23 protein-coding genes are annotated in these 24,786 nt (G+C 54.8%); 12 read left to right on the top strand and 11 right to left on the bottom strand.

Annotation, left to right across the window (positions count from 1 at the left end; translation table 11 throughout):
• Positions 1-675 precede the first annotated feature (675 nt).
• The 5 genes from maoP to QEH53_RS03450 all read left to right on the top strand — a co-directional run bounded on the left by maoP (position 676) and on the right by QEH53_RS03450 (position 5,838).
• Complete coding sequence (gene maoP, locus QEH53_RS03430) at positions 676-2,289, top strand: DUF413 domain-containing protein (RefSeq protein WP_309021726.1); 1,614 nt, start codon at positions 676-678, stop codon at positions 2,287-2,289.
• Positions 2,290-2,407: 118 nt separating this feature from the next.
• Positions 2,408-3,628 carry an NnrS family protein gene (locus QEH53_RS03435; RefSeq protein WP_309021727.1) on the top strand — a complete coding sequence of 407 codons (1,221 nt, stop codon included), beginning with the start codon at positions 2,408-2,410 and terminating at the stop codon, positions 3,626-3,628.
• Positions 3,616-4,455, top strand: coding sequence for a formylglycine-generating enzyme family protein (locus QEH53_RS03440; protein WP_309021728.1), 840 nt, complete (start codon positions 3,616-3,618; stop codon positions 4,453-4,455). The genes QEH53_RS03435 and QEH53_RS03440 overlap by 13 nt, the downstream gene beginning before the upstream one ends.
• Positions 4,452-5,105 carry an SCO family protein gene (locus tag QEH53_RS03445; protein ID WP_309021729.1) on the top strand — a complete coding sequence of 218 codons (654 nt, stop codon included), beginning with the start codon at positions 4,452-4,454 and terminating at the stop codon, positions 5,103-5,105. The genes QEH53_RS03440 and QEH53_RS03445 overlap by 4 nt, the downstream gene beginning before the upstream one ends.
• A gap of 4 nt (positions 5,106-5,109) precedes the next feature.
• Positions 5,110-5,838: a Crp/Fnr family transcriptional regulator gene (locus QEH53_RS03450; protein ID WP_309021730.1), complete on the top strand. Its 729-nt coding sequence runs from the start codon at positions 5,110-5,112 to the stop codon at positions 5,836-5,838.
• Between the two features lie 448 nt (positions 5,839-6,286).
• Here QEH53_RS03450 and nirK (QEH53_RS03455) read toward each other — a convergent pair whose 3' ends face one another.
• Positions 6,287-7,702: a copper-containing nitrite reductase gene (gene nirK, locus QEH53_RS03455; RefSeq protein WP_309021731.1), complete on the bottom strand. Its 1,416-nt coding sequence runs from the start codon at positions 7,700-7,702 to the stop codon at positions 6,287-6,289.
• Between the two features lie 349 nt (positions 7,703-8,051).
• Between nirK (QEH53_RS03455) and QEH53_RS03460 the strand changes: the two genes are divergently transcribed.
• On the top strand, positions 8,052-8,519 hold the full coding sequence (locus tag QEH53_RS03460) for an Rrf2 family transcriptional regulator (RefSeq protein WP_309021732.1): 468 nt from the start codon (positions 8,052-8,054) through the stop codon (positions 8,517-8,519).
• Between the two features lie 94 nt (positions 8,520-8,613).
• On the opposite strand, the gene QEH53_RS03465 is transcribed toward QEH53_RS03460, so the two are convergent.
• Complete coding sequence (locus QEH53_RS03465) at positions 8,614-9,420, bottom strand: helix-turn-helix transcriptional regulator (RefSeq protein WP_309021733.1); 807 nt, start codon at positions 9,418-9,420, stop codon at positions 8,614-8,616.
• A gap of 100 nt (positions 9,421-9,520) precedes the next feature.
• Here QEH53_RS03465 and QEH53_RS03470 point away from each other — a divergent pair, with 100 nt between their 5' ends.
• Positions 9,521-10,288, top strand: a complete 768-nt coding sequence (locus QEH53_RS03470; RefSeq protein WP_309021734.1) for a class I SAM-dependent methyltransferase — start codon at positions 9,521-9,523, stop codon at positions 10,286-10,288.
• Between the two features lie 25 nt (positions 10,289-10,313).
• On the opposite strand, the gene QEH53_RS03475 is transcribed toward QEH53_RS03470, so the two are convergent.
• Together QEH53_RS03475 and ric are read right to left on the bottom strand one after the other, a co-directional pair.
• The gene (locus QEH53_RS03475) at positions 10,314-10,757 is read right to left on the bottom strand and encodes a CopD family protein (RefSeq protein ID WP_345785700.1); all 444 of its coding nucleotides are present in this window, start codon (positions 10,755-10,757) and stop codon (positions 10,314-10,316) included.
• A 46-nt stretch (positions 10,758-10,803) separates the two neighbouring features.
• The gene (gene ric / locus QEH53_RS03480) at positions 10,804-11,529 is read right to left on the bottom strand and encodes an iron-sulfur cluster repair di-iron protein (protein ID WP_309021736.1); all 726 of its coding nucleotides are present in this window, start codon (positions 11,527-11,529) and stop codon (positions 10,804-10,806) included.
• 293 nt (positions 11,530-11,822) lie between these two features.
• Between ric and QEH53_RS03485 the strand changes: the two genes are divergently transcribed.
• Entirely contained in the window at positions 11,823-12,263 is a 441-nt protein-coding gene (locus tag QEH53_RS03485) for a MarR family transcriptional regulator (protein ID WP_309021737.1), read from the top strand.
• An 83-nt stretch (positions 12,264-12,346) separates the two neighbouring features.
• On the opposite strand, the gene nirK (QEH53_RS03490) is transcribed toward QEH53_RS03485, so the two are convergent.
• On the bottom strand, positions 12,347-13,762 hold the full coding sequence (gene nirK / locus QEH53_RS03490; RefSeq protein WP_309021738.1) for a copper-containing nitrite reductase: 1,416 nt from the start codon (positions 13,760-13,762) through the stop codon (positions 12,347-12,349).
• 5 nt (positions 13,763-13,767) lie between these two features.
• Positions 13,768-14,208 carry a hypothetical protein gene (locus QEH53_RS03495; RefSeq protein WP_309021739.1) on the bottom strand — a complete coding sequence of 147 codons (441 nt, stop codon included), beginning with the start codon at positions 14,206-14,208 and terminating at the stop codon, positions 13,768-13,770.
• A gap of 38 nt (positions 14,209-14,246) precedes the next feature.
• Here QEH53_RS03495 and QEH53_RS03500 point away from each other — a divergent pair, with 38 nt between their 5' ends.
• Both QEH53_RS03500 and QEH53_RS03505 read left to right on the top strand, forming a co-directional pair.
• Entirely contained in the window at positions 14,247-15,542 is a 1,296-nt protein-coding gene (locus QEH53_RS03500) for a mechanosensitive ion channel domain-containing protein (protein ID WP_309021740.1), read from the top strand.
• A gap of 8 nt (positions 15,543-15,550) precedes the next feature.
• Positions 15,551-16,771 carry a hypothetical protein gene (locus tag QEH53_RS03505; RefSeq protein ID WP_309021741.1) on the top strand — a complete coding sequence of 407 codons (1,221 nt, stop codon included), beginning with the start codon at positions 15,551-15,553 and terminating at the stop codon, positions 16,769-16,771.
• 6 nt (positions 16,772-16,777) lie between these two features.
• Here QEH53_RS03505 and QEH53_RS03510 read toward each other — a convergent pair whose 3' ends face one another.
• The 3 genes from QEH53_RS03510 to tnpA all read right to left on the bottom strand — a co-directional run bounded on the left by QEH53_RS03510 (position 16,778) and on the right by tnpA (position 18,968).
• Positions 16,778-17,155 carry a hypothetical protein gene (locus tag QEH53_RS03510; protein ID WP_309021742.1) on the bottom strand — a complete coding sequence of 126 codons (378 nt, stop codon included), beginning with the start codon at positions 17,153-17,155 and terminating at the stop codon, positions 16,778-16,780.
• A gap of 72 nt (positions 17,156-17,227) precedes the next feature.
• The gene (locus tag QEH53_RS03515; protein ID WP_309021743.1) at positions 17,228-18,382 is read right to left on the bottom strand and encodes an aminotransferase class I/II-fold pyridoxal phosphate-dependent enzyme; all 1,155 of its coding nucleotides are present in this window, start codon (positions 18,380-18,382) and stop codon (positions 17,228-17,230) included.
• A gap of 139 nt (positions 18,383-18,521) precedes the next feature.
• Positions 18,522-18,968, bottom strand: a complete 447-nt coding sequence (gene tnpA / locus QEH53_RS03520; RefSeq protein ID WP_309021744.1) for an IS200/IS605 family transposase — start codon at positions 18,966-18,968, stop codon at positions 18,522-18,524.
• A gap of 44 nt (positions 18,969-19,012) precedes the next feature.
• On the opposite strand from tnpA, the gene QEH53_RS03525 reads away from it, so the two are divergent.
• Positions 19,013-19,453 (top strand): DUF488 family protein, encoded by a 441-nt coding sequence (locus tag QEH53_RS03525; protein ID WP_309021745.1) that lies wholly within the window; start codon positions 19,013-19,015, stop codon positions 19,451-19,453.
• A 69-nt stretch (positions 19,454-19,522) separates the two neighbouring features.
• Here QEH53_RS03525 and QEH53_RS03530 read toward each other — a convergent pair whose 3' ends face one another.
• Positions 19,523-20,650 (bottom strand): MFS transporter, encoded by a 1,128-nt coding sequence (locus QEH53_RS03530; protein ID WP_309021746.1) that lies wholly within the window; start codon positions 20,648-20,650, stop codon positions 19,523-19,525.
• A 405-nt stretch (positions 20,651-21,055) separates the two neighbouring features.
• On the bottom strand, positions 21,056-23,374 hold the full coding sequence (locus tag QEH53_RS03535; RefSeq protein WP_309021747.1) for a nitric-oxide reductase large subunit: 2,319 nt from the start codon (positions 23,372-23,374) through the stop codon (positions 21,056-21,058).
• 555 nt (positions 23,375-23,929) lie between these two features.
• Here QEH53_RS03535 and QEH53_RS03540 point away from each other — a divergent pair.
• On the top strand, positions 23,930-24,682 hold the full coding sequence (locus QEH53_RS03540; RefSeq protein ID WP_309021748.1) for an AraC family transcriptional regulator: 753 nt from the start codon (positions 23,930-23,932) through the stop codon (positions 24,680-24,682).
• The last annotated feature ends 104 nt before the right edge of the window (positions 24,683-24,786 follow it).

Genomic DNA, 24,786 nt, shown 5'->3' on the forward strand with positions numbered 1-24,786 from the left:
ACCTGACTAAGCTTGGACTATTCAAACTGTAAGCCACTGAAAACCTACAACACCAATCAGACTCAAAACCTGAAGGAGCGGCTTTATAAACTGTTGAACGAATATTGTCGGGAAATGAAATCAATTGAGGTAACGTCAGAGCAGGCCCGCAAGGCTCTGGATGTAGCCTCGTATCGACGAATAAATTCTCAGCCAGCTAAACACACCTGCCGACACCTTCCCTACTTTTAAATCATTGCTTATAAATGCTATGTTCCAATCTCGACCCACCACTTAAGTCACTCTATAAGAGTAACTTATTTAACGTCGAGGTGGTGCATTGGTGACCAAGAACGATTTTTTACTGACCTTGGATAGGGTTGATTTCGGAGGTAAACCAGAGAAGCAGTTATATGGAATTGGCCTACGTACTCCGGATAATTAGTTGATTCAAATGCTGTTTTCACCCGCCCCAAATAGCTACTTCTATCGAAAAGCTCCAATACAGTGACTGAAATTCGATACTATTTACCGGGATAAAGAATCGTTTCCGTGCACGGGCGACACCCCCATCGGACTGAATCCGTTTGCGGCTTATCGGTGCACATCTATACTCTCCGGAAATCGGATTGAAGTGTGAAGGGGATGGATCATTCTGCGCTTCTAAAATGATCCCGACAATCCGGTTTCTGATTCATGACAAAGTACCCTTCTTCGCTAAAAGCGCGTTTCCAAAAGTTCTTCCCACTACTGACGGGCGGCCTGCTCGTCGCGTTTTTAACGTCCTGCACCTACCTAAAATACACTTCCGTACACAAGAGTTACAAGCGTATCCAAAGTTCGGATCCAAGCCAGCTCAACTTGAAGCACATGATCGATAATCAGGGCTTCTATGTGATCGGCGACACCGCGGATCCATCCAACCGTTACAAGTCGCACGACTTGGCGGTAGCGGCGTATTCCAGCAAGTACCAAGCGCACGAGCGCGTGGACACCATGCAGTTCGTTAGCTCGGGAACCCACTTCGGACTTAACCTTCCGGAAGGGGAGTACGATTTCCTTGCCCTCGCGGACCTGGACCGAGACGGCCTTTTCGAAGCGCACGAGACGGTGGGCCGCGTCTCCGTCTCGCTGGATGAGCAGACTGCCCCGCAAAATATTTTGAGCCACGTTCGTCTCCAGCTCGGCGAGGCTCGGCACGTCGATTGGGTAAAGGACTTTCCTCTCTCTGCGACGCCGCCTGCCCGCCAGTCCGTGTTTTATCCTGGCAACGCCATCCGCATTCTGGACGACCCGATCTTCGATCCTGGTATGGCGACTTTGGGCATGTACGATCCGGCGGCCTTCCTAGAATCGGCTCCCACACTCTTCTATACGCTTGAGGAGGATTTATCGTATAAGATTCCCGTTATATTCGTTCACGGCATTGGCGGTACGCCTCGTTCTTTTGAACCGCTGCTAGCTCTCCTCGACCGTACTCGCTACCGCCCTTGGTTCTTTTATTATCCTTCCGGAGGCGATCTCAATCAGCAGGCGGATATGTTCTACCGCATCTTTTTGTCCGGCAAGCTCGTGCAAACCACACAGCAGCCGTTTATCGTTGTCGCCCACAGCATGGGCGGAATCGTCGTTCGCGAAGCTTTGAACCTTTATCAAGGCGACGATCAGGAAAACCAGGTTGATCTCTTCGTAACCATCGCAAGCCCATTCAATGGCCATGCCGCCAGTGCCATCGGAGAAAAGCGCGGCTTCATCGTGCTGCCCGCCTGGCGAGATCTTAATCCACAAAACGAATACATCGCTCAACTCTTCCGCTTGCCTTTACCCGAGCAGACACGACACCAGCTTATCTACGCGTATCGTAACGACGGCCTTCTCAATCTCGGTGAAAACAGTGACGGCGTCGTCAGCGTCTCGAGCCAGCTCCGCGTCGAAGCACAACAGGAATCCTGCGAGCAAATCGGTATCAATAATACCCATACGGGGGTGCTGAGCGATCCCATTCTCCTGGAGTTCTTTCGCCGCCAGCTCTCAACCGTCGCTAACGTTTTCCCAGAAGACCACCTTGCGGTGCTGGATAAGGGAGGATTTTCCGTTCCCGACGAGGAGCGCTACGACCCGATTTCGCGCTACTCCATTGAAGCTTACGGACACTATATGCTCGCCATATCCCGTGGCCAGCTCGAACCAATCCACCCGGAGCAAACTCATTTCATCCAAGTCTGCAACGGCGAAACCTCACCTAAGACACCCATCGAAAAGGCGTGGCTGAAATTCATAAAAGCCCACCCAGAGATTCTTGTGCAGTAAGGTTCCTTTGCGGCTATTGCTATTGGCATGTCTCTTTGGACGTTCCTCCAATACATCTTTTTTCTTTCAATTTGGATAAACTTGTCCATTTTAAAGGGCCACAGGAGGACAACGTTTGATGAAAGAGCCACAACCTAGCAAGGAATCCCCCCAACCCCGTTTCTGCGACCTAGCCCACGCCGAGCCATTTCGTATTTTCTTCCCGCTTGGCATGACTCTCGGGATCGTTGGAGTCGCACTGTGGCCCCTGTTCGAGCTCGGGATCGTCACGAGCTACCCGCTGGACACCCACATTCGCCTCATGTGCTACGGCTTTCTTGGGTGTTTCGTCATTGGCTTCCTTCTTACCGCAGGCCCTCGACTCTTATCGTGCCCGGGGCCGACACGGCTCCTCATCCATCTTCAGCTAGGTTTGAGCTTGGCAGCTTCGCTTCTCTCATTCCTGAACCCGTCCCTGGCCGACAGCGCCTTTCTCCTGCAACTCGCGACTCTCTTTGCCGCCGCAAGCTACGGATTCGCCAAACGGAACGACCTGCCGCCGCCGGGCTTCCTGCTTGGCTTGGCTGGCTTGATAAGCGCGGCGGTCGGCAGCGCCTTCTTGCTTCAACTTTCGCTCGGAAATGGCGGAGCGACTTCCTACGCGCTCTCTCGCATCCTGCTCTTCCAAGCCTTCCCAGCGTTGCCCCTCGTCGGCATCGGCGCCTTCTTCTTTCCCAAACTCACCGGAGCCGAAAACAACCCGCAAGACTTCCCCGAAAGCGTTCGCCCCAGTCTTCCTTGGTTAAAGAGAGCCGCTTGGGCCCTTGCCACGATTGTCCTTTTCCTCATCTCAATCCCCCTCGAGCTGAGAGGCCAATCGGGTATCGCCTATTCCCTGCGAGCAGTCGCCTGCGGGCTCTACATCGTCTTTGAAACGCCTGTCTTCAAACCCTCAAAAGCTCCCTCCAGCCAGCGGCTTCATCTCGTCCTTTGCAGCCTGTCGCTAATCGCGAGCTTCCTGCTAGTCGCCTTCTACCCTCACCTGAGAACCGCTGCACTGCACATCTTCTTCATCGTAGGCCTCACCGGATCCATCCTGCTCGTCTCCACTCGCGTTGTCTTCGGGCACAGCGGCAGCGTCCAGCTCGCGCGCAGCAGCGTCAAACCGCTGCTGCTTGGCATCGCTCTCCTTATCGTTGGAAGCATAAGCAGGCTTCTGATGGACACTACTCCCGGTTCGCGTATAATAGACCTCTATACAACCGCCGCCCTCTGGCTAACCGTAGCCTTGGCCTGGTTAGCCCTCGTCGCCCCCAAAACTAGGACTCCCGACCCCGACGACACCCCATGTTCCCACTAGCTCGACTTTTCGCCGTCCTTTGTCTGCTCGGATTCGTCTCGGCGAATACGGCAACCGCGCAAGCAGGCGCCGGTCCCAGCGATCCCACGCCCATGCGCTCCATTCCAGCCGGGGAATACGAACCGCTCTTCAGCGCTCCAGACACACCCAAGCAAGTGAGCGTCGCAGGCTTCCAGCTCGACGAGCGTCCCGTATCCAATCGCCAATTCCTGGAGTTCGTCATCGAAAACCCTCGCTGGCAACGATCGCGAATCGCTCTCCTCTTCGCCGACGAAACCTACTTGCATCATTGGAAAAGCGACACGGCTCTCGGAACGGAGTTGGAGCCCTACGCCGACTATCCCGTGGTCAATATTCCCTGGTACGCCGCCCGCGCCTACGCTCGTTGGGCGGGCAAACGCTTGCCCACCCAAGCAGAATGGGAGTACGCGGCGCTCGCCAGCGAAACCTCCGCCAACGGACGCGAAGATCCCGGGTACCACCAACGCATCCTCGAATGGTACGGGCGCCCAAACCTTGGATACGCGGACCAAACCCCTGGAAATTTCCGAAACTTACACGGCATCTACGACCTGCACGGTCTCGTCTGGGAATGGGTCGAAGACTTTAATACCTCCCTCACCACCGGCGAATCGAGAGGCGACACCAGCCTCGAGCGGAAATTCTTCTGCGGCAGCGCATCCGTAGGCGCTTCCGACTTCAAGGACTACGCCGCCTTCATGCGCTATGGCTTCCGCAGCAGCCTCCAAGCGAAATACTCCGTAAACAACCTCGGCTTTCGCTGCGCCAAGGACCTCCCCCAAGCAAACAACTCCGCCCCACAATGAACCTCCTAAAATACCTCACCCTTTCGATCTCCCTCACCGTTCCCTTCGCGCTCGAGGCGAGCTGCCCCATGCACCCGGACGCCCCGCCCGAGCTTCAGGCGAACCACGCCTGCTGTCGCATCGCCCAAGAAAAATGGGAAGCCGAACTCGCCAAGATCGCCCCGACCGACCTCTCCCTTTACCAAGTTCCCTCGGAGTGGCAAACCCAGGACGCAAAGAGCATCGCCCTCGCAGACCTCGCCGGAAAGCCACAGTTTGTTGCTCTCGCGTATACGCATTGCCAATACGCGTGCCCCCGCCTGCTCGCTGACCTCAAATCCATCGAAGCGCAACTCCCGAAGGACTCCGACGCCAATTTCGTGATCGTATCCATCGATCCCGAACGCGACACCCCGGAACGCCTCGCCGCATACGCTGCGGAGCAAGAGCTCGACACCGAGCGTTGGACCCTTCTGCACGGAGCTCCCGGCGACGTGCTCGAATTGGCAAACCTGCTCGGCGTGCGCTACGCCAAGACGCCTACCGGCGACTACACACACTCCAACATCATCACACTCCTCAACGCCCAAGGCGAAATCGTCCACCAGCAGAACGGGCTCGGAGCGGACGACAAACCGACCCTCGAAAAACTAGCAAAGCTCAATCCCTAGCCCAATGCCTACCTCTACCCTAACACCTCCAGTCGAAGAAAAGCCCTCGAACCAAGCCGTCCTCACAGCCATTGCCCACAGCCTAAGGCAAAGCGAACTCTTCAAGCGCCTCGACTCGCCATCGCTCAGCGAGCTAGCCCAACTTTGCCGCATCGTGAAGCTGGCTAAAAACGGCATCCTCTTCCACGAAGGCGAAGTCGCCAAAGGCTTCTACATCGTGCACACGGGCTCCATCTCCCTTAGCCGCGTAAGCAGGGAGGGGAAGGAACAGGTTATCAGTCTATTCCGTCCACACGACTGCTTCGCAGAAGCCACCTTGTCGACTCTCGAGACCTACCCCGCGACCGCCACCGCCCTCGAATCCACTCAGGTAATCCTCGTATCCAAAAATTCATTTCGCTCGTTTATCGCCGAACGCCCGGACCTCGCCATGAGCATGCTCGCCTCTATGAGCCTGCACCTCAAGCACCTCGTGCAGATGATCGAGGACCTTAAGTTCAAGCAAATCGAGTGCCGCCTCGCCAACTGGCTGCTTCGCCAACTCGAAAGCGAGAGCGATACCGTGAACCTTCCGTTCTCCAAAAAAGTGCTCGCCAGCCGCCTCGGCGTCACCAGCGAAACCCTTTCTCGCGCCTTCGCTCGCTTCCGCAAGGAAGGCCTCATCACGGTCAACACCAGCGAGATCCTTATCGAAGACCGCGACGGCCTAGCGTCCTACCTCCAAGAACTCTAATCGAGCCTCGGTTGGACAACGTAGCGCGGAGCATTTCACAAACCGCCCGCTGCGCTCAAGAACGCGAAGTACGGGAAGGAGATAGAAGCAAGTTGCTTCGCTAGATTCTTTGCGGCCTTCGCGGTTATAAAAACAAACCTACGGGGACTCACATTAAATCTCTCGGGGTTAAATTCCCCGTAGTTTGCCGGGGTTTGCTGGTCGCTGCGACGAGGCGACAAATGAGTTTGGCAGATAGGCGCCCTGTCCTACAGTAGCGGCAAGGGGCGTCTTTCGATTGCTGATTGAGTATATGTACCCCGTCTGCTTGCAGCAGGCTGCTTTATTCGCAAGGCGACCGTCTGCGAGAGCAAGCTACGCTGGAATCTTCAGATGAACCAAGAAAAAGGCGGCCCTTTGACAGGACCGCCTTTCGACTTGTTTATCCGACTTAAAATCACTTCCTGCGCTAGTGAGCGCTCTTCACCTCCATCACATCCGCGCTCGAAACTTCGCCTAGATCGTTTCCGAAACTGTTCAGCACATAGGTCACGACGCTAGCGACTTGCTGGTCGCTCAGGTTAACCGCAGGCATCACCCCGTTATACTTCTTTCCATTAACCTCAATCGGCCCTTGTAATCCATTCACAACTACATCGATTACCTTCTTGGGAGCTTCGTTAAAATAGGAAGAATTCGCCAGTGGAGGAAACGCGCTTGGAATACCCGAACCGTTCGGCTGGTGACAAGCCGCGCAGTTTGACGCATAGATACGCTCGCCGGAAGCCATCTTTTCGTCAAAGCTCAACGCCCCCGTGGCAACGGCGTCTCCTCCATTTGGAATCGTCTGGATCCCACTACCTTCCGGCAAGTAGATGCCCTCTTCTTGTTTACCGGAGTAGATGTCCTTGTTCTCTTCCCCGTCGACCTTGAGCATACCGATCGCGCCTTTGTTGAAGGCGCGGAAGATAGAGTGGTCTACCAGAATATAGGTACCCGTCGTCTCCAACTTGAAATCCACCATCGCCGACCCGCCAGCCGGAACCAACGTCGTCTGCACGTTTTCGTTTACTGATTTCGTGCCGCCTTCGATGTAGACCTTGTCAAATATCTCACCAATGACATGAAAACTGGATACAAGATTCGGGCCGCCATTTCCAACGTAGAGACGTACCGTTTCCCCCACACTCGCAGTGATGGCGTTGTCACCCACCATTGCTCCCACAGACCCGTTGAAGACCACGTAGTCGGGGATTTCCGTCAAAGCCTTCTCCATGCTGAAGGGCTGCAGGCCTTCATTGCCATAAGCGCCTTTCGTGTAGAATTCGCTCTGCATCACGTAGTATTCCTTGTCCACAGGAGGAAGGCCTTCTTCAGGTTCCACGAGGATCAATCCGTACATTCCATTCGCGATATGCATGCCCACCGGAGCGGTCGCGCAGTGGTAAACGAATAAGCCCGGATTTATTGCCTGAAAGGAAAACTGGGTCGTTTTACCGGGCGCCGTGAATGAAGACGCAGCGCCTCCGCCAGGGCCCGTAACCGCGTGCAAATCGATGTTGTGCGGCATCTTGCTCGACGGGTGGTTGTTCAAGTGAAATTCGACAAAATCACCTTCGCGAACGCGTATGAACAATCCGGGTACTTCTCCCCCAAACGTCCAAAAGGTATACTCGACCCCGTCCGCCAGCCGGGCGTTTAGCTCGAGCGTTTCCAGGTTGACGATCACCTTCGCGGGATAGTCGCGCTCGATGGGCGGAGGCACATTCGGTGCAGACGTTAGTACCGCGTTTTCAACCGGTAGTTCATCTTGAGCCATTGCAACACTAGCGAGCGCACAGGCGCCCGCGACAACGGACTTACTAATTAATTCGGATAGTTTCATATGAGGAAGGGGTTCGCCTAATTACTGGCTTCTCGCACAAGATACGGCTTTTTCCCAAAACTTACCTTGATCTAGATCAAGGCACGGTCGGATCCAGACGCCCTTCACCACGACACACAATTAATTCAAACAACGTTATCGAGATTCAGCTCCTCTGAAATTGCCAAACCTTCACGGTCCAAACCAACAAGGTCTGTCCTCATGATGCTACAACAACCGATATCACCAAAATCGGTGCTGCTGTTTCTAGAACTCGATCCTTGGGGATAGCTGGCCGAGACCGTCCGCATTGACGTACCCTGAAAGTAAAACTTGCTCATTCGGATAATCTCATCCAGTTACAAAATCTATGAAAGTCATTTCCGATACTGCCGAGTATGCCCTTCGAGCCGTTGTCTGGCTCGTGCAAACTCCTGACGAATCTCAAACCACTCGGCAGATCTCGGAAGGCACTCGGACCCCGCTCGACTATCAATCCAAGGTCCTGCAGCTCCTCGCGAAATCGGGCATCACCAAGAGCCAACGCGGAACCGGTGGGGGCATTCGCCTCAATGTTCCCCCCGAAGGATTGACAGTCCTCGATGTCATCAACGCCGTCGACCCGATACAACGCATTCATAGCTGCCCGCTCGGCCTGAAGGAACACGGCAATTGCCTGTGCCCTATGCACAGCGGCTTGAACGATGCTGTCAAAACAGTCGAATCCGCATTTGCCAATACTCTCGTGGCCGATCTACTCAAGACACAGTCGAAGTCCATCCCCCTCGGAATCGACCTTCCGAGGCGACCCCCACAGAAACGCAAAGCCTCCACCTGATACCTGCCGAGCCTTCGAAGGAAAGCGAACCGCTTGTTGCCCAAGTCAAAGCCGTCCTTCCCAACATCCGCTAAGCTCGCGAAATGTGCGCCCACTAGGGGTTCCCGCCACGATTCCGCCACCGGGAAGGAGAATGTCCCGTCAAATCCGAAAAAGCGTTATTGAAGGCGCTCAAGCTTCCAAACCCAACCCCGAAAGCTACGTCCGAAATCGAAGCGCTACTCGTATCCAAAATCTGAGACGCTTTTACGATTCGAGCCAAGCGAATAAAGCTCCTCCAACTCATTCCCAAGTCAGTTTGCACCTTCCTCCGAAGGGTCCTTTCCCGAACCCCTAACGTCTCAACCACATCGGGCAAAACCACCGTCTCAAGCCGCTCAAAGGCGAACGAAACGAGATCCTTTACCGTATTGTCTCGCGGCGAAGGCAATACAAGCCCCTCCATCTTGCAACTCAACCCGCGAACGACATCCGACAAGTAAGCAAAGAACCGGCTCGCCTCGCCACCCGAACAGTCCAGTTCGTTCCACTTCCGCCCTTCATCGACGAGCGTGCTCAATAGAGGAGTAACCCGTATCGCATAACACTCCTCGTCCGATCCGGGAGCCAACTCGGGAGCGATGAAAAAACTCCCAAATTCGCAGCCCACGTTTACTGTAGTTTCATGCTTGATACCGGCGGGGATCAAAGCAGCGCGCGTCTTGTGCAGTGGATACGTGCAACGCTCCGTTTGCAACATCGACACACCCGAAGTTACAACGAGCAACTGATGCTTTGCATGCCGATGCCATACGAATCGGTTCCTTCGATCGCTCGAGTCGAAGAAGGAGAAGCCGACTCCGGACGCAGCGTCGATTCGGTCATGAGACAATTGATGCGCCTGATTTACGCGGTTTTCCATAGAGAGTCTTGGCCGGAAATAGCATAAATTTGATCAACCAACAAGTTGAAACAAATACGCCAACTCGCTATCATCAAGTCCAACTAGAACCGAAACAAACATGCACAAGCAGAAAGCTCAAAACTCCGCTCACGCGACTACGATTGACCAATTCACGCGGCAAGCGGTCCCATTCACTCGGATGCCCGCACACTCGGACGCCATCGACAGGCTCGTCGAGATCGCAAAAGTACACCCCTTAGACCACGTTCTGGACATCGCTTGCGGGCCTGGATTGGTAAGCAACGCATTCGCGAAAAAGGCGGCCCACGTAACCGGCATCGACCTGACTCAGGCCATGGTCGACCTCGCAAACAGAAACGCTTCCAGCAACACCACCTTCGAGATCGGCGACGCAGCGAAGCTACGTTTCAAAGAAGCCCAATTCGATATGGTCGTGACTCGGTATTCAATTCACCATTTCGAATTTCCGGACGAATGCCTTGCCGCAATGGCTCGAGTCTGCAAACCAGGCGGCAAGATCGTACTCGCCGACATGCAGCCTCCCGCACGAGCAAAGCAAGCATTCAACGAACTGGAGCGACTACGCGACCCCTCCCCTCAGTCTGCCTTTACCGACACCGAAATGCAAAAGTTCATCGAAACCGCCGGATTCGAACTTCAAGCTATCGAGACCTACGACGTAACCGTTGACCTGGACGAACAACTCAAATCGTCGTTTCCCAATCAAAAGGACGGCGAACGTTTCCGTAGCCTCGTCATCGAGGACATCGGCCGCGACTCCTATGCAATCCGCTCGCGCTGCGCCGGCGAGCGTTACCATTACGACTATCCAATCGCTATCTACCTTGCTAAACGAAAAGCATGAGGAAATCAGTAAGCCTTCTCCGGACTCAATACATCCAGCCGATTCGAAACGAAGCGCCGACGATCAAAAATAGCACAGCGACCAACGTCACAGGCACGATGTGCCACGCGAGCGACACAAGATTCTCGTCGCTAAGCTTCGGGATAATACGGAAACGAGCGTCGATGGCCAGGCCCACCGTCGCGGCGAGCAGGATCAACTTGATCCCAATCAATCGCCCCACAGGGTTCGAAAAGTCGAACCACAGGCTAGGATCCGGCAGCTTGATATGCGACAGCCAGATTCCGGTGATCACCTGGACGATCAAAGCCGGAATGCCAACCCTCTCGTAACCTTCTTCGTAACGCCGGACCGCGCCGGCATCGCGCGTTCGTAACGCTTTGGGCAATACAGAGCAGGCGAGCACCAAATGCCCGCCTACCCAGATGCTAGCCCCCAGCAGGTGCAGAACGATCAACGTGCCATACAAATTCATCGTCGTGCAACTCGGTTAGCATCCCTACCTTCTTAAATTCCTAGCTCGCTAGGGCAAGAGCCTGCGGAAACAGAACAGAATTCTCCAGATGGATATGCTTGTGCAGGTCTTCCTCCAGATCTGCCAGCCCAGCGAACAAAGCCCGATAGGTGTTACACGCATCTGGCGGAGGCGTGAACCCATTGGTCAACTCCCTCAATTTGGCCAGGGCCTCTCCCGCGTCGTCGTGCTCGCGCAGCATCGCCTCTACTGGAGCATTCAACGAAACCTGTCCTGCCTTTTCCGCGGAAGCGAGGTTTTCGACAGCCGGGAAGAGAACCTTCTCCTCCTTGCCAATGTGGTCCTCCAATTCCTTGGCAAGCCCAGCGAACACCTCAAACACTTCCACGAGAGAAGGCGTGTGGCCACCATGCACGTGAGCGACTCGTTGCGACATGGCAAACAAACGCGGCAGTTCGTCCCTCAAGAACTGATGGTGAGTACTTACAATGTAGCTGCACAACTCCGCAGGCGGCAGGCTCGCGGGATTGTCCCCTTCGTCAGCCTTGCCCTTGCCTTCCTCGTCGAGCAACTGGGCGACAAACTCCGGCTTCAAGCCCTTCTTCTCGCAAGCCTGCGCCAGCGTCTTGTTGCCTTGGCAGCAAAAGTCCATCCCCAAACCCTGGAAAACGCGCGAACGCCCAGGACGCTCCGCCACCAACTCCCCGACCGTACGGTCAATTAGCGCTGTGCCTTCCGGCGAAAATACATTCGGTACGTGACTCATAATCTTAGCATCTTTAATTTGGATCTCTTTATCCTATTACTCTTCATATCTGCCATCGCTCATAACTGGATGTCAATATCCTATTTACTTCGAAACTTCTTTTCCTGCAGACGAAGAGACCCCATTTCGGGATTCGAGTGAGGCCAGCCGCAATCGCCAGGCGAACCGCGTACATTGCCTTCTTAAGCGCTGCCGGTGATTTATGAAACGTTTGGCTCTACCCATTTTTCACAAATCAGTACGCGCGTTTCGTTTAGACAACGAACGATGGCTCGCTAGTACTCGAACTGGATATGCCAAAACGCAAGCAAGCCGCCAAACTGAAAAAAGAAGACTACGAACTCCTGTCGGAGTTTCGTTACCGCCTGCGAAAGTTTCTTGGCTTCAGCGAAGCCGCAGCCATCGAACACGGAGTCACTCCCCAGCAATACCAGGCCATGCTCTCCATTCACGGGTTCCCAGCTCGCGACTGGGTCACGGTTGGAGAACTCGCGGAAAAGATGCAAATCGAACACCACTCCGCTGGTGGCCTCATACGTCGCATGGAGGCCTCAGAGCTCGTACGCAAGAAGGCATCCGAAGAGGATCGCCGCGTGGCCCAGATCAGGTTGACCCCCAAAGGCCTAAAAATTCTCAGCAAGCTGATCCGAGTCCATCAAGACGAACTCGGACTCGTCGGACCAGACCTCATTGGCCTACTCAACGAAGCCGCCCGCAAAGGACAGAAACAATAGAGAAGAACAGTGCCAGCTCGCTAACCAGAAGGCAAGCGAACTGGGTCCCCCGGCAAACCGAATAAAACGAAAACTCGGTACCCCTATTCCGAGGCTTCGACTTCTCCGAATTCGTTGCCCCAGCTGTTCAGCACGTAAGCTACCACACTATCCAATTGCTGCTTATTGAGCCTGACGGCCGGCATGATCCCGTTGTATTTCACACCATTAACCATCACTTCCCCCTGTAGTCCATTTTTTATTACAGAATACAGGCGACTCGGGTCAGCCGCGATGTAGTCTGAGTTTGCCAAAGGCGGGAATGCGGGCGGAATCCCTTGTCCGTTGGCTTGGTGACAAGCCAGACAGTTCTGTGAATAGACCCGCTCGCCCATCGCCATTTTTTCTTCGAACGTCATACTGGCGACTCCCCCAGCTTCTTTCGTAGGCATTTCCTGGATACCGCCACCCTCTGGCAGGTAAATCCCTTCCTCTTGTTTCCCCGAATAAACGTCATGGTCCTCCTCGCCACCCACTGTCAGGATGCCGAGCGCCCCTTTATTGAAGGCCCTGAAAATAGAGTGATCGACCATGATGAAATTCCCCGAGGTCTCTAGCGTGAACTCCACGATCGCAGAGCCTCCGGCAGGAACGAGCGTCGTCTGCACATTTTCGTTGATCGACTTGGTTCCTCCTTCCACATAAACTTTGTCGAAGATTTCACCGATGACGTGGAAACTGGATACAAGATTAGGCCCTCCGTTGCCCACAAAAAGCCGCACCGTCTCTCCCACTTCGGCAGTCACTGCATTGTCGCCAGTCAGGGCCCCTACAGAACCATTGAATACCACATAGTCTGCGTCCTCTTCGATGGCCTTTTCCATGTCGAAAGGCTGCAAGCCCGCTTCGCCATAGTCACCCTTGGTATAGAATTCACTCTGCATGACGTAGTATTCGCGGTCCACTGGCGGCAACCCTTCCTCCGGTTCGACAAGGATCAGACCATACATTCCATTCGCGATATGCATGCCCACCGGTGCCGTCGCGCAATGGTAAACATACAGTCCCGGATTTAGGGCCTTGAAGGAAAACGTGGAGGACTTGCCGGGAGCAGTGAACGAGCTTTCCGCCCCACCTCCCGGACCCGTGACAGCATGCAAGTCGATGTTATGCGGCATCTTGCTGTCCGGATGGTTGTTCAAGTGAAACTCCACCGTGTCCCCCTCGCGGATGCGGATAAAAGAACCCGGCACCGAATCGCCAAAGGTCCAAAAGGTGTATTCGACTCCATCCGCAAGCCGCCCCACCTGCTCTTTTGTTTCCAACTCCACAACCACTTTCGCGGGATGATCCCGTTCAATCGGAGGTGGCACTTGGGGAGCGCTCGTCAACACCGCTTGTTCGACTGGCAGTTCCTGCGCTGAAGTTTCGGATACGCTTGGTGATGCCAAGCAAACAAAGAGGGAGCATGCAAGGGCTGAAAAGCCACAGCTACTGTATCGCAACGCAATCGGATTCATAATACTTAGGAGTTGGGGTTACGATCGACTTGGCGGTACACCATGAGAAGACCTGCGGTGAACGATTCTTCAACGCCACCAGAGCCATAAACTAGCGCATATCCTAATTGCTTCAAGTAACCTGCCAAATGGATATCGTTCCATTCCAGAATTTCATTCATCGAATAGGACTCAAATTGTCGCTTCGAAGGGCTCGCGCCCCTCGCTACGATACGTAGGCGGCGGATTGCATCGTCGCAAACGACCCGAGCCGGCGCTACCCAAGCCTCGTGGCGGCATTCTAAAGGCAAGCCCATTAACAGTTTCCAACCGCTCTCAGGCGGAAGCGCAATGACTCCGTCGAATGCCATTTGCCACACACTCAAAGCCCCCCCTCGCGGCTCCATTCCAAACGCTAGAATACCGTTGAAGTCACCCTCGCATTCGCCAGCGCTTTCTTCTCGCAAACCTCGCTGAGCATCTGCTGCAGTAAACGAACTTTCAGATGGACACCTTTCGAACCAACTTACGAGAAACCCTGCTTTCTTGGCTGGAAAGCCAAGCTCCCGAGTATTCAGCGCTCCTTTACAATGGGATCGTATTAGCTTGGATTTTGACAGTAGGCGTCATTCTACACCTCTTGCTGCATCGTTTTGTCCTCAGGCTTGTTGAAAAGATTAAGTCACGGGAACGCAGGAGCTGGCGAAAGACGCTCTACGGCCACGGCGTTTTGTCTCGCATGGCCTTCGTGCTCCAAGGAGCAGTAGCCCACATACAAGTCGGCCTTTGGTTTCCCGAGACCTCACTTTTGGCAAACACCTTGCAAACCAGCCTCCAACTCTGGATGCTACTCTTTGGGTTGCTAGCCTTTTACGCGCTCCTGGACGCGATGCAAAGCCTCGTACTCGCTAGCGGAAAACGGATTCATTTTCCACTGCGCGGCATTTCACAGACCTTAAAGATTGTCGCTAGCATCGTTATTGTCATCGTAGCGATTTCTATCCTGATGGGAGAATCTCCCGTCATCCTGCTGAGCGGACTCGGAGCAATGTCTGCAGTCCTCATGCTCGTATTTAAAGATCCGATACTCGGACTGGTCGCCGGCATCCAACTGTCCGCCAACAACATGCTCTCCGTGGGAGATTGGCTCGAAATGCCCAAGTACGGCGCGGACGGCGATGTCATCGACATCGGCCTCACCACCGTCAAAGTGCAAAACTGGGACAAGACAATCACCACCATTCCCACCTACGCCTTAATCTCCGACTCCTTCAAAAACTGGCGGGGCATGTCGGAATCGGGTGGGCGGCGAATAAAGCGTAGTATCCACATCAATACATCTAGCGTTTGCTTCCTCGACGAAGAGCTGCTACGACGTCTCCGCAAAGCAAAGCTGCTTGCGCCCTACCTCGAGGAAAAATTCTCCGAACTGGAAAAGTCGAATTCCGAAACTGAGCTCGACCTCTCCTCCCCGCTCAATGGGCGACGCCTCACCAATATCGGCACCTTTCGCGGCTACCTAAAGTCCTATCTGAAGAACCACCCGCAAATCGCCCAGAACATGCTCATTCTTGTGCGACAGCTCGAGCCCTCCAGCCACGGACTCCCCATCCAAGTCTACGCTTTCACGGCAACCACAAAATGGGTCGAGTACGAAGACATCCAATCGGATATCTTCGACCACATCTTTGCCGTCATCCCTGAATTCGGACTACGTATCCACGAGTCCCCGACGGGCAACGACCTCCGCTTGCTTTCGTTTCCAGCCAAGGAACCGTCGCGAGGCTCGCTCGAATCCTAGCCTGACAGATGAGCAATCACTCCGCCCGCGAAAAGCTTGCCCGCACTGTATTCATCACCGGACTCGCATTCCTGCTAGTCGCTGCGTCCCTCGGTTTATTCCTCCGCCTCCAAGTCCTGGATCCGCTTGACGGGGTGAACTACCGTCACTTCCTGCACGCTCACTCGCACACCGCCTTCCTGGCCTGGGTCTTTAACGCCCTTCTCGCCATCACCCTTAAACACTTCGCCACCGACCGGCAGATCCCCACCCTTAGGAAAGTATTCTACCTGCTTCAGGTTGCCAACCTCGGCATGCTCCTTTCGTTCCCCTTCCAAGGCTACGCCCTTTGGAGCATCGCTTTTTCCACACTCCACATGGCAACCACCTTCGTGTTCGGCTGGAAGATTTTTCAAGAAAACACGCTGCCACGGCTCGGAGCCCGGTACCTGCGGACCGCCTTGGTTTTCATGGTGATCTCCAGCCTCGGCCCCCTCTCGCTCGGCCCCTTAGGCGCCCTCGATTTGCGTGACTCCCCCTGGTATACGCTTTCCATCTATTTCTACATGCACTTCCAGTACAATGGCTGGTTCATCTTTTTTCTGCTCGCAACCGTAGTATCCCTCGCAAATGCAAAGCACAGGGCAAATGTCGAGTACGCCTTCGCCGCGGCCTATCCCTATTTGACCGCAGGCTGCCTGCTTTCCCTCGCCCAAGCTGCCATCTGGGCCGAATTTTCATACCTTGTGAATCTCGCTTCACTGCTCGGCTCCATCCTCCAACTTGTTGGCTGCGGCATCGTCCTCTCGCGGATCCACAATCTGGACGCAAACTACATTTCACCCCTTCCACAACGGGAAAGACTCCTCCTTCGAGTCGCTCTCGTCTGCCTCATCCTAAAATTCGCATTCCAATTCGCGGGCAGCCTGCCAGGTCTCGACTCCATCGCGGTTCATCGCTCCGCCGCCATCGGATTCATGCATTTGGTCTTTCTCGGCGTTGTCACCCCTGCTCTCATCGCTTGGGGTTTCTCCAATAACTGGATACGTCGCTCGCGAACCAGCTATGCAGGAATCGCCGCCTATCTCGTCGCTTTCCTTATTAGCGAAGCAGCGCTCTTCTACCCGCCCCTAGCATCCCTATCGGGATGGCCAGCCCTACCGCACCTATCCGCGCTCCTAGCGATCCTAGCGGGACTCACCGCGCTCACCGTGGCCCTGCTGCTGAGCCAGACGCGGAGAACAGCTTAACCCATTTTAAAGCGAGGCATGCGTTTCGCCCAAATCGTCCCCTTCAGAAGGCTCATTCTTTCGTTCGAGCGACACAGAGCCGTTTATCTCCAACTCCAGCGCTTGAATACCCGCAATCGTCTTAGATTCTAAAGGGCTAGGTCCATAGACCCAGCTTGCTAACGATGCCACTAGCAGCTGTTTCGAAACTCGCTTTCGCCAAGTCATCCGGCCCGAACGAACCGTCTTTAAGATCTGAGGCAATTCAGTCGCCAACAATCCCCTCAAACTGAATGGAAGCCATGGTTCGTTGGCCAACAACGATTCCAGCTCTTCAACGCGCTTTGCGATTCGCTTGCGCACCGAACCTGCTCCCTGCGAAACATACCATTTTTTCAATTTCATTTTATCCCTTTCTTAACGCTCGGATCAACGAAACAAATTCGAGCGTTTTCATCCTCTTCATCGAAGATTCCGCTAGCGTCCCAATGCCTGCCGCAAATCCTCTGTCAAATCTTCGACAGCCTCCGTTCCGACCGATAGCCGAATCAAGCCATCCGCGATTCCCGCCTTCTTCCGAGCTTGCGTCGTCATGCCGCGGTGACTCGACATGGCAGGCCGCGTAGCCAAACTTTCCATACCGCCAAGGCTGACCGCATGCGTGATCAGTTGCATCCGGTCCAGAAAGCGTTCCGCAGCCTCGCCTCCCCCCGCGAGTTCGAAAGCGATAAACCCGCTTCCCCCTGTCATCTGCTGCTCGTAGATATCCCCCTGCCTACCTTCGCTTCTCGCCGAGTAATGTACTTTGGTTACATCCGGATGACCGCTCAGCCACTCGGCGACCGCAGCGCCATTCCGGTTGTGAGCCTTCATACGCAGGGCAAAGGTTCGCATCCCACGCAGCACCATCCACGCTTCCATAGCGTTCACCGTTCCTCCCAAATTTTTATGAACCCGCCGATCTTGCGCGGTCAGCTCGTCGCGCTTGACCAAACATCCGCCCACCACGTCGGAGTGCCCATTCAAATACTTGGTCGTAGACTGCACCACCCAATCCGCCCCAAAGGAGAAGGGCTGCTGGTTGTAGGGAGTGGCCACGGTGTTGTCGACTATGACAGCAGCGCCATTCCCGTGAGCAGCCTCGATAGTCGTTCTTAAATCAATCAATCGCATCAATGGATTGGAAGGCGTCTCCAGCAACACCGCTCCCGCCTGCCGAACCGCGTTCAGCCATGCAGCCTCGTCGGCCGGGTCCACCACCTCCACTGGCAACCGATAAGTCTCCGACAATATGCTAAGCAGCTCATGGCTGCCTCCATAGACATCAGGATGTGTCACCAATTTATTACTACGTCCCGCCATGGCAATCGTGACCGCGCACAAGGTAGCCGCATTTCCCGAACTCGTCACCAATGCGCCCGCTCCGCCTTCCAAGGAACTCACAGCCTCGGCAAGTTTCTCCACAGTCGGATTGCCGAAGCGGGTGTACGCATAGCCCTCACGCTCTCCCGAAAAAATTGCCTCCGCCTCGGCCGCGCTGCCAAGGTTGAAAACCGTGCTTTGTACGATGGGCGGCACGAACGGCCCATTCCCATCCGGACGTCCCCCTAGGTGGGCGCACCGCGTTTCCATTCCCTTCGAACTATACTCGCCTCTCATCAGGAGCCTAAGCTTGACGCCCCACCCAGACTTGCCAAGTTTTATATCGTATTACGCTATTTTATTAAAGAAATAAAGAATCCCCGCCGCAAGCAGCGGGGTATTTAAAAGACTAGAACAACTTGAGCTGATGATCCTCGTGCAACTTTCGATACTCATCCGAACCCTGCGAACTCACATAGTTCGCTATCGTCGTCTCGTCACCGTGCTTGCTCACCGTGCTCGCAAAGTAGCCATCGCTCCAGAACTCACCGCCCCAGAGCTGCTTCTTCACCTCGGGACGCCGTTCGAACACGCGCCGCGCGGTGAGGCTTTTGATAAGCGTCACCAGAGCAGTAACGCTGTTCTTAGGAACAGACTGCACCAGAAAGTGGATGTGGTCGCCGTCGCTGCCGATCTCAAGGAACTTGAGCTCGTAGCGCTTCTCGATCTCAAGGCACACCTCCTTAAGCTCAAGGTCCACCGAATCGTCGATCACCACTCGCCGGTACTTCGCAGGAAAGACAAGGTGGTAGAGCAATACCGAAACGTTGTGGCTCTTGTGCACATACTGACTCATCCAAACAGTCTCGCCGCAAGCGGCGGGGTATCAACCCGTTCCGAATGAATCTTCATCTTTATCCGTACGGCAAGGGAACGGAGCTGCCAGGAATATCCATCGGCGTCGCTCGCCAAGCGCCTCGGGGCATTCGGATAGAAGATCGCTGGCGTAGGGGCTATTTCCAGGTTTGGCTGCCTCAGCTGGCACCCAGCAAAGCGCTCTACCAAGCCTACCGTGCGAAAGAGATCAGCTACCCGCAATTCGCTCGCCGCTATCGAGGCGAAATGAAGTCCCCCGAGCCTAAGCACGTCATCGCTCTGCTCGCTGCCACCTGCCAAACCACTCGCGTCAACCTTGGATGCTTTTGCCAAGAGGATGCGTACTGCCACCGCTCCCAACTCGCGGAACTTGTTCGGGAAGCGTACCGCAAGCTTCCCCCGCCCCCACTGGAGACCAGCAAGGCATTCAGCCCGCCCTGTTCCATGCCTGAAATCGAAGATTGAAAGGGTTCTCATCTCGGTCGCGACTTGCGTCGTCGCTAACATGCTGTACGCGAATGCCTGTACCCAAAATTACCTTACGTTCCCCGGCTTCCCAGCCAGGTATCCAGCGATCGCCACCCCAGCCGCGGGCAGCAGCAAGAAACCGAACGCCACAGCCCAGCTACCGCTAGCCTCGCTCAACCAACCCAGGAGCCAAGGAAAGGGAGCTGCAATCAAATACCCGAAGGTTTGAGCCATCGCCGAGAGAAATCCCGTCGTCCGCGCGTCCTTGCTCCTCATTGCGATCAGCAGAAGCACCATAGCAAACCCGGCGTTCAAACCGACCCCCAGGCCAATCGTCGCCATCCCCACCAGCGAAAGCGGCAACCACAAGACCCCACAAATGCTGGCGGCCGTCAAAACGCCACAAGCCGAAGCCCAAACGCTTTGCGAACGAAGCCTGCCCGCCCAAGCCGGAAGAGTCAGGCTCGCCGCGCAGCCACTGAGCTGCATCACCGTGGGCCATCCATACGACGCCGACTCACTCATGCCACGCGTCTGCAAGACCACTGGCAACCAAGCCGAACTGGAATAGAACAAGAGGGACTGCAGCCCCATCATGGTCGTCACCTGCCACGCCCTCGCGTCTCGAACAAGACGAGCTAACGGTCCGAGCGGATTCACATACTCCCGCGAGGCCGGCTTCCGCATAACCTGCGGAATCCAGAATACAAAGGGAGTCAGGGCCACAAGCCCCCAAAATCCCAGCGACGCGCTCCAGCCACCGGAAAACGCATCCGCCATAGGCACCGCGAGAGCGAAGCCTAACGCCGCTCCCACATTCATCGCCGTCGAGTAAAGGCTCGTCATCACGCCCAAATGATCCGGATAGCGACTCTTCACTAAGCCCGGCAAAAGCACATTCCCAAAGGCGATTCCCAAGCCGACCATCAGCGGACCGCCCACTCTAGCGGCCGCGGCCGCTCCTTCCAGTCCCCAGGAACGGGCAAAGCACCCCAGCGACAGGACTACAAGCCCCAACGCCAAGGCACGGGCAAAGCCCAGCCAACTGCCGACTGCTCCCGCCAAGATACTCGCTCCACCAAACAGCACCAGAGGCAAGGTTGTTTGCATGCCGATCGTTTCCACGCTCACCCCATCAGCAATCATTCGATCAACCAAAGGCGCGATCCCCGTGATCGCTGGCCGGAGGTTCATGCCAATCAAAAGCAGTCCGCTTCCCAGGAATACATGACTCCAAACTGAACCGCGTCCGCTCACGAGCCCTCGACACCGCCGTCTTCACCGCAACCTGTCAAATCATCCGGGCCAAACTCAGGGCAGCACGAACCACGAACCGAATAGCAATTGTCACAAACCGTCCAACCGTTCTCGCGTTCCGTTGCCGTCATTTCCACGCCACACCGTACGCAGCAAATCGCGGCCTCAGGCTTCCGTTCGTCTTTATACTCTCCCATCTTTCCTTGAAAGTATCGCCGTCTCCGCAACAAGGTCAACACGACGGCAAGCAAGAGCAAACGCAACCTTGACCAGCCGCGGTCAGCGAAAAAAGGAGGCAGCCCCTACGGCTGCCCCCTTGCAACTCGTTTTTCCGAAAAATTCTCAGCAAACTGAATCCGGCTGCCTTCCCCAAAACGTCACCTTCATCACGTGCCAGACCAAGGCAACAATGCCCGCCGCGAAAATAACATCCCCAGGCACGCGGCCCCAACGCAGCCATTCCATGGCCGGTTGCTGCATAAACTCCGCGGAGCGCGCGTACCACATGCCATGCTCCATACTCGCCCAGACCTGCCAGATTCCGATCGGCAAGAGAGAGAGCAGCACCATCGCTAAAAGACCAACGTTCAAACTCCAGAAGGCGAATTTGAGCGGACGTTCCTCCTCCGCCGTCGTCGGACGCAAGGACTTGAGGCAGAACAGCATCAAGCCAATCCCCAACATACCGTACACTCCGAACAATGCGGTGTGCGCGTGTACCGGAGTCGTATTCAAACCTTGCATATAGTAGAGTGCGATAGGTGGATTTATCAGGAATCCGAATACACCGGCACCGAGCAAATTCCAGAACGCGACCGCCACGAAAAAGTAGATTGACCACTTGTAGTCCTTCACCCATTCCGTGGCCCGCGACAGCTTCAAGCTCTCCGTGGCCTCAAACCCGATCAAGACCAGCGGAGCAACCTCCAAGGCGCTAAACACCGACCCAAGTGCCAGGATCGCCGTTGGAGTCCCCGTAAAGTACAGGTGGTGGAAGGTGCCGATGATCCCTCCAAAGAGAAAGATCGATGTCGACGCCAAGGAGGCCTTCGTCGCGAAGCCAACACCGATCAGCTTCAGCCTCACGAAGAGAAAAGATATCACGACCGTGGCAAACACCTCGAAGAACCCTTCAACCCAAAGGTGAACCACCCACCAACGCCAATATTCGGCCAGCGCCAAGTGCGTGTGCTTTCCCCACATCAGTCCCGCGCTGTAGAAGATCGCTATCGCTGCCGAGGCAATCAGGAACAAGGCGATCAAATGCCGATTTTCACCCGGGCGGCGAAACGCCGGCCAGATAGCACGCAGCATCAAGCCAAACCATAGGAACAAGCCTACCAGCAAAAAGATCTGCCAGAACCGACCGAGATCGACGTATTCATAACCTTGATGCCCGAACCAGAAATTAATGTTCAAGCCCATTTCTTGACGCGTCGCAAGCCATTCGCCGAAGAACGACCCCCCTACGATTATCAGCAAACAAACGAAAAGGAAATTCACCCCAAGCCGCTGAAACTTCGGCTCGTATCCAGAAACGGCAGGACCGAGAAACAGGCCGGTCGCCAACCAAGCCGTTGCAATCCAGAAGATACCCAGCTGCGTGTGCCAAGTACGCGTGACCGAATACGGAATCCACTCCGCGATCGGGATCCCGAAAAGCCCATCTCCCTCGACTCCGTAGTGGGCCGTCACAATCCCCATCGCCACCTGAAAAAGGATGAGCAAACCGACCACCCAGAAGTATTTGACCGTAGCCATCATCGATGGAGTGATACGTTCCGCAAGCTTCGGCGCGGTGGCCGTAGGCTCCATCCCCTCTTCGCCATGCTCGACCGACAGGCGCCATGCGAGAATCGCAACCCCGATCAACAAAACGATCACGCTCGCGATCGACCAACCTAACACGCCTGAACTCGGAGCGTTTCCGATGGCCGGTTCCGCCGGCCAGTTATTCGTATAGCTGATCGCCTTGTCATCATTCCACGCGTCCGCCGCAGAAAATTCGTCCCGCACCGTAGTCGTTGACCAAGAGGTCCAAAACAGAAAGGCGTTCAACGCGAACTGCCGCTCATCGCTCTTAATCGTATTCTTGGCCACCGCATAAAAGTCCCGCAGGTCGACTGGGCTGTACCCTCCATCCGCATACGGGACAACGTCCGCTTCGAACGATTCCGCATTGCCGAAAACCGCTGCATAATAGCGAAACTGAGCCTTGATACCGACCGCACGCTTTTCAGAAACGACCAGAGTATCGGTATCCGAATCGTATCCATTCGACCTGACATCCTTTCTAACCTTTAAATCGACGCCCGCCCGATCTTCCAAGGAGAGAGCCTCGTAGTCCACGCCAAACAGGTCCTGAGCATAAGCGTCCCGCAGCATGAGCAACTCGCGGTGCACCCAGTCCGCATTCCAATCCGGAGCCACATAGGAACCATGTCCCCAGATACTCCCTACTTCTTGGCCACCAATCGACTGCCAAACCATTTGTCCCGTTTGAATGTCTTCCTTAGTGAAGAGCGTTTCACCCGATTCGGTGACCACCCTCTCCGGAATAGGCGGCGCCTTGCGGTAGATCTCTACCCCATAGTAGCTCAAGACGGCGAACGAGCCGATTAAGACAAAGGCCAAAAAAGCCCAATGTTTCGCGTATTTCATGACAAAGTCGCTAGTTGAGTTTCTTATTGGACAATTTCATCCAATTAAGAAATTTAACTCAACCACCCATAACTGGATGTCAACGTCCTATTTTGAATTTATCGCTGAATTCAGCGTGTCTTCCGCTGGACTTCAAAACCAGAAAACTGTCATTCCCGCCCATCTCCTAGCTTAGGTTTTAAAGCGACCACAAATTATAGCACGGCCTCAAGGTACCTGTCTCTGCCAGCGAGATGATGTCGAGCCCGACTCTACCCATCTTCTCAAAACCAACCTTAAGTGCGTCTGATCCATCTTCTCATAGCGTCTCGCCTTCTGGCTTCAGCTACAAACGAGGAATGACGCCCAACCAGAGTTCAACTTTGCCCTAGTTAGAGTATTTGAATGCATAACCGATTGAACAACAGAACCTCAAATCAGGCCTCAGGTCACGACCATCGACTGAAGAGATATTAGAAAGTACCTCAAAGCTTTGATACCGGTGCCGTTCAGCTTTGAGAAAAGATTCGACGGCCCGATCTTGCTCTTGATATAAGAAATCAGTCTCCAGCGACTATGCCAAATCCGACTTCACAGCCGAAAGAGACCCTTGGGGGTGAGCTGGCCCGCATCGGAATCGTCGTTCCCGAGATCGTCGAACTCTTCGACTATCTTGAAGATACCCCTCTTTGGATCAAAGACAACGAAGGCACCTACCTCTGGGTAAACTCGTCTTTCATTATCAACTTCGGCTTTAAGCATCGCTCGGAAATTATCGGACACAACGACTACGATCTTTGCGGCGAAACACTGGCTAACCAATACCGCATCGACGACGAACGGGTCCTTCGTGGCGAACACATTCTCTCCCGCCTCGAACTCGTCGGACGCTTCGACCACACCGCCCGCTGGTGCCTCACATCCAAAATTCCACTACATGATGAAAAGGGTGACATCGTCGGAAACGCTGGCATCACTCGCCCTAAAAGCGAAGACGCCACCACTCGCGCCACCGGTACTCAAGTCGGCGAGGCCGTACGTTACATTGGAAAACACTATAAAGAGCCGATCACCAACAAAGAGCTCGCCGCGACCTGCAATCTCTCCGTCAGAGCGCTTGAGCGCCAATTTCGCGTCGTTTACGGACACACTCCACATGACTACATTCGCCGTATCCGCGTGCGCATGAGCTGCACCGCACTCGTCACCTCCAGCAAGTCCATTGCTGAAATCGCTTCCGAATTCGGCTTCTCTGACCAAAGTCACTTCGGCAAAGAATTTCGGCGGGTAACGGGAGAAACGCCTAAACAATACCGGAGCCGCTTTTAAACCATCCTACAATTAGGATACTTACCTCGTCATATTGAGGTCGGTCCTATTTTTGTTTCTCGGGTCAAACCTTGATGCCGTTTCTCTACCAAAAAAAGCCGCTT

Origin of the sequence: Pelagicoccus sp. SDUM812002, from assembly GCF_031127835.1 — a bacterium.
Taxonomy (GTDB): domain Bacteria; phylum Verrucomicrobiota; class Verrucomicrobiia; order Opitutales; family Opitutaceae; genus Pelagicoccus.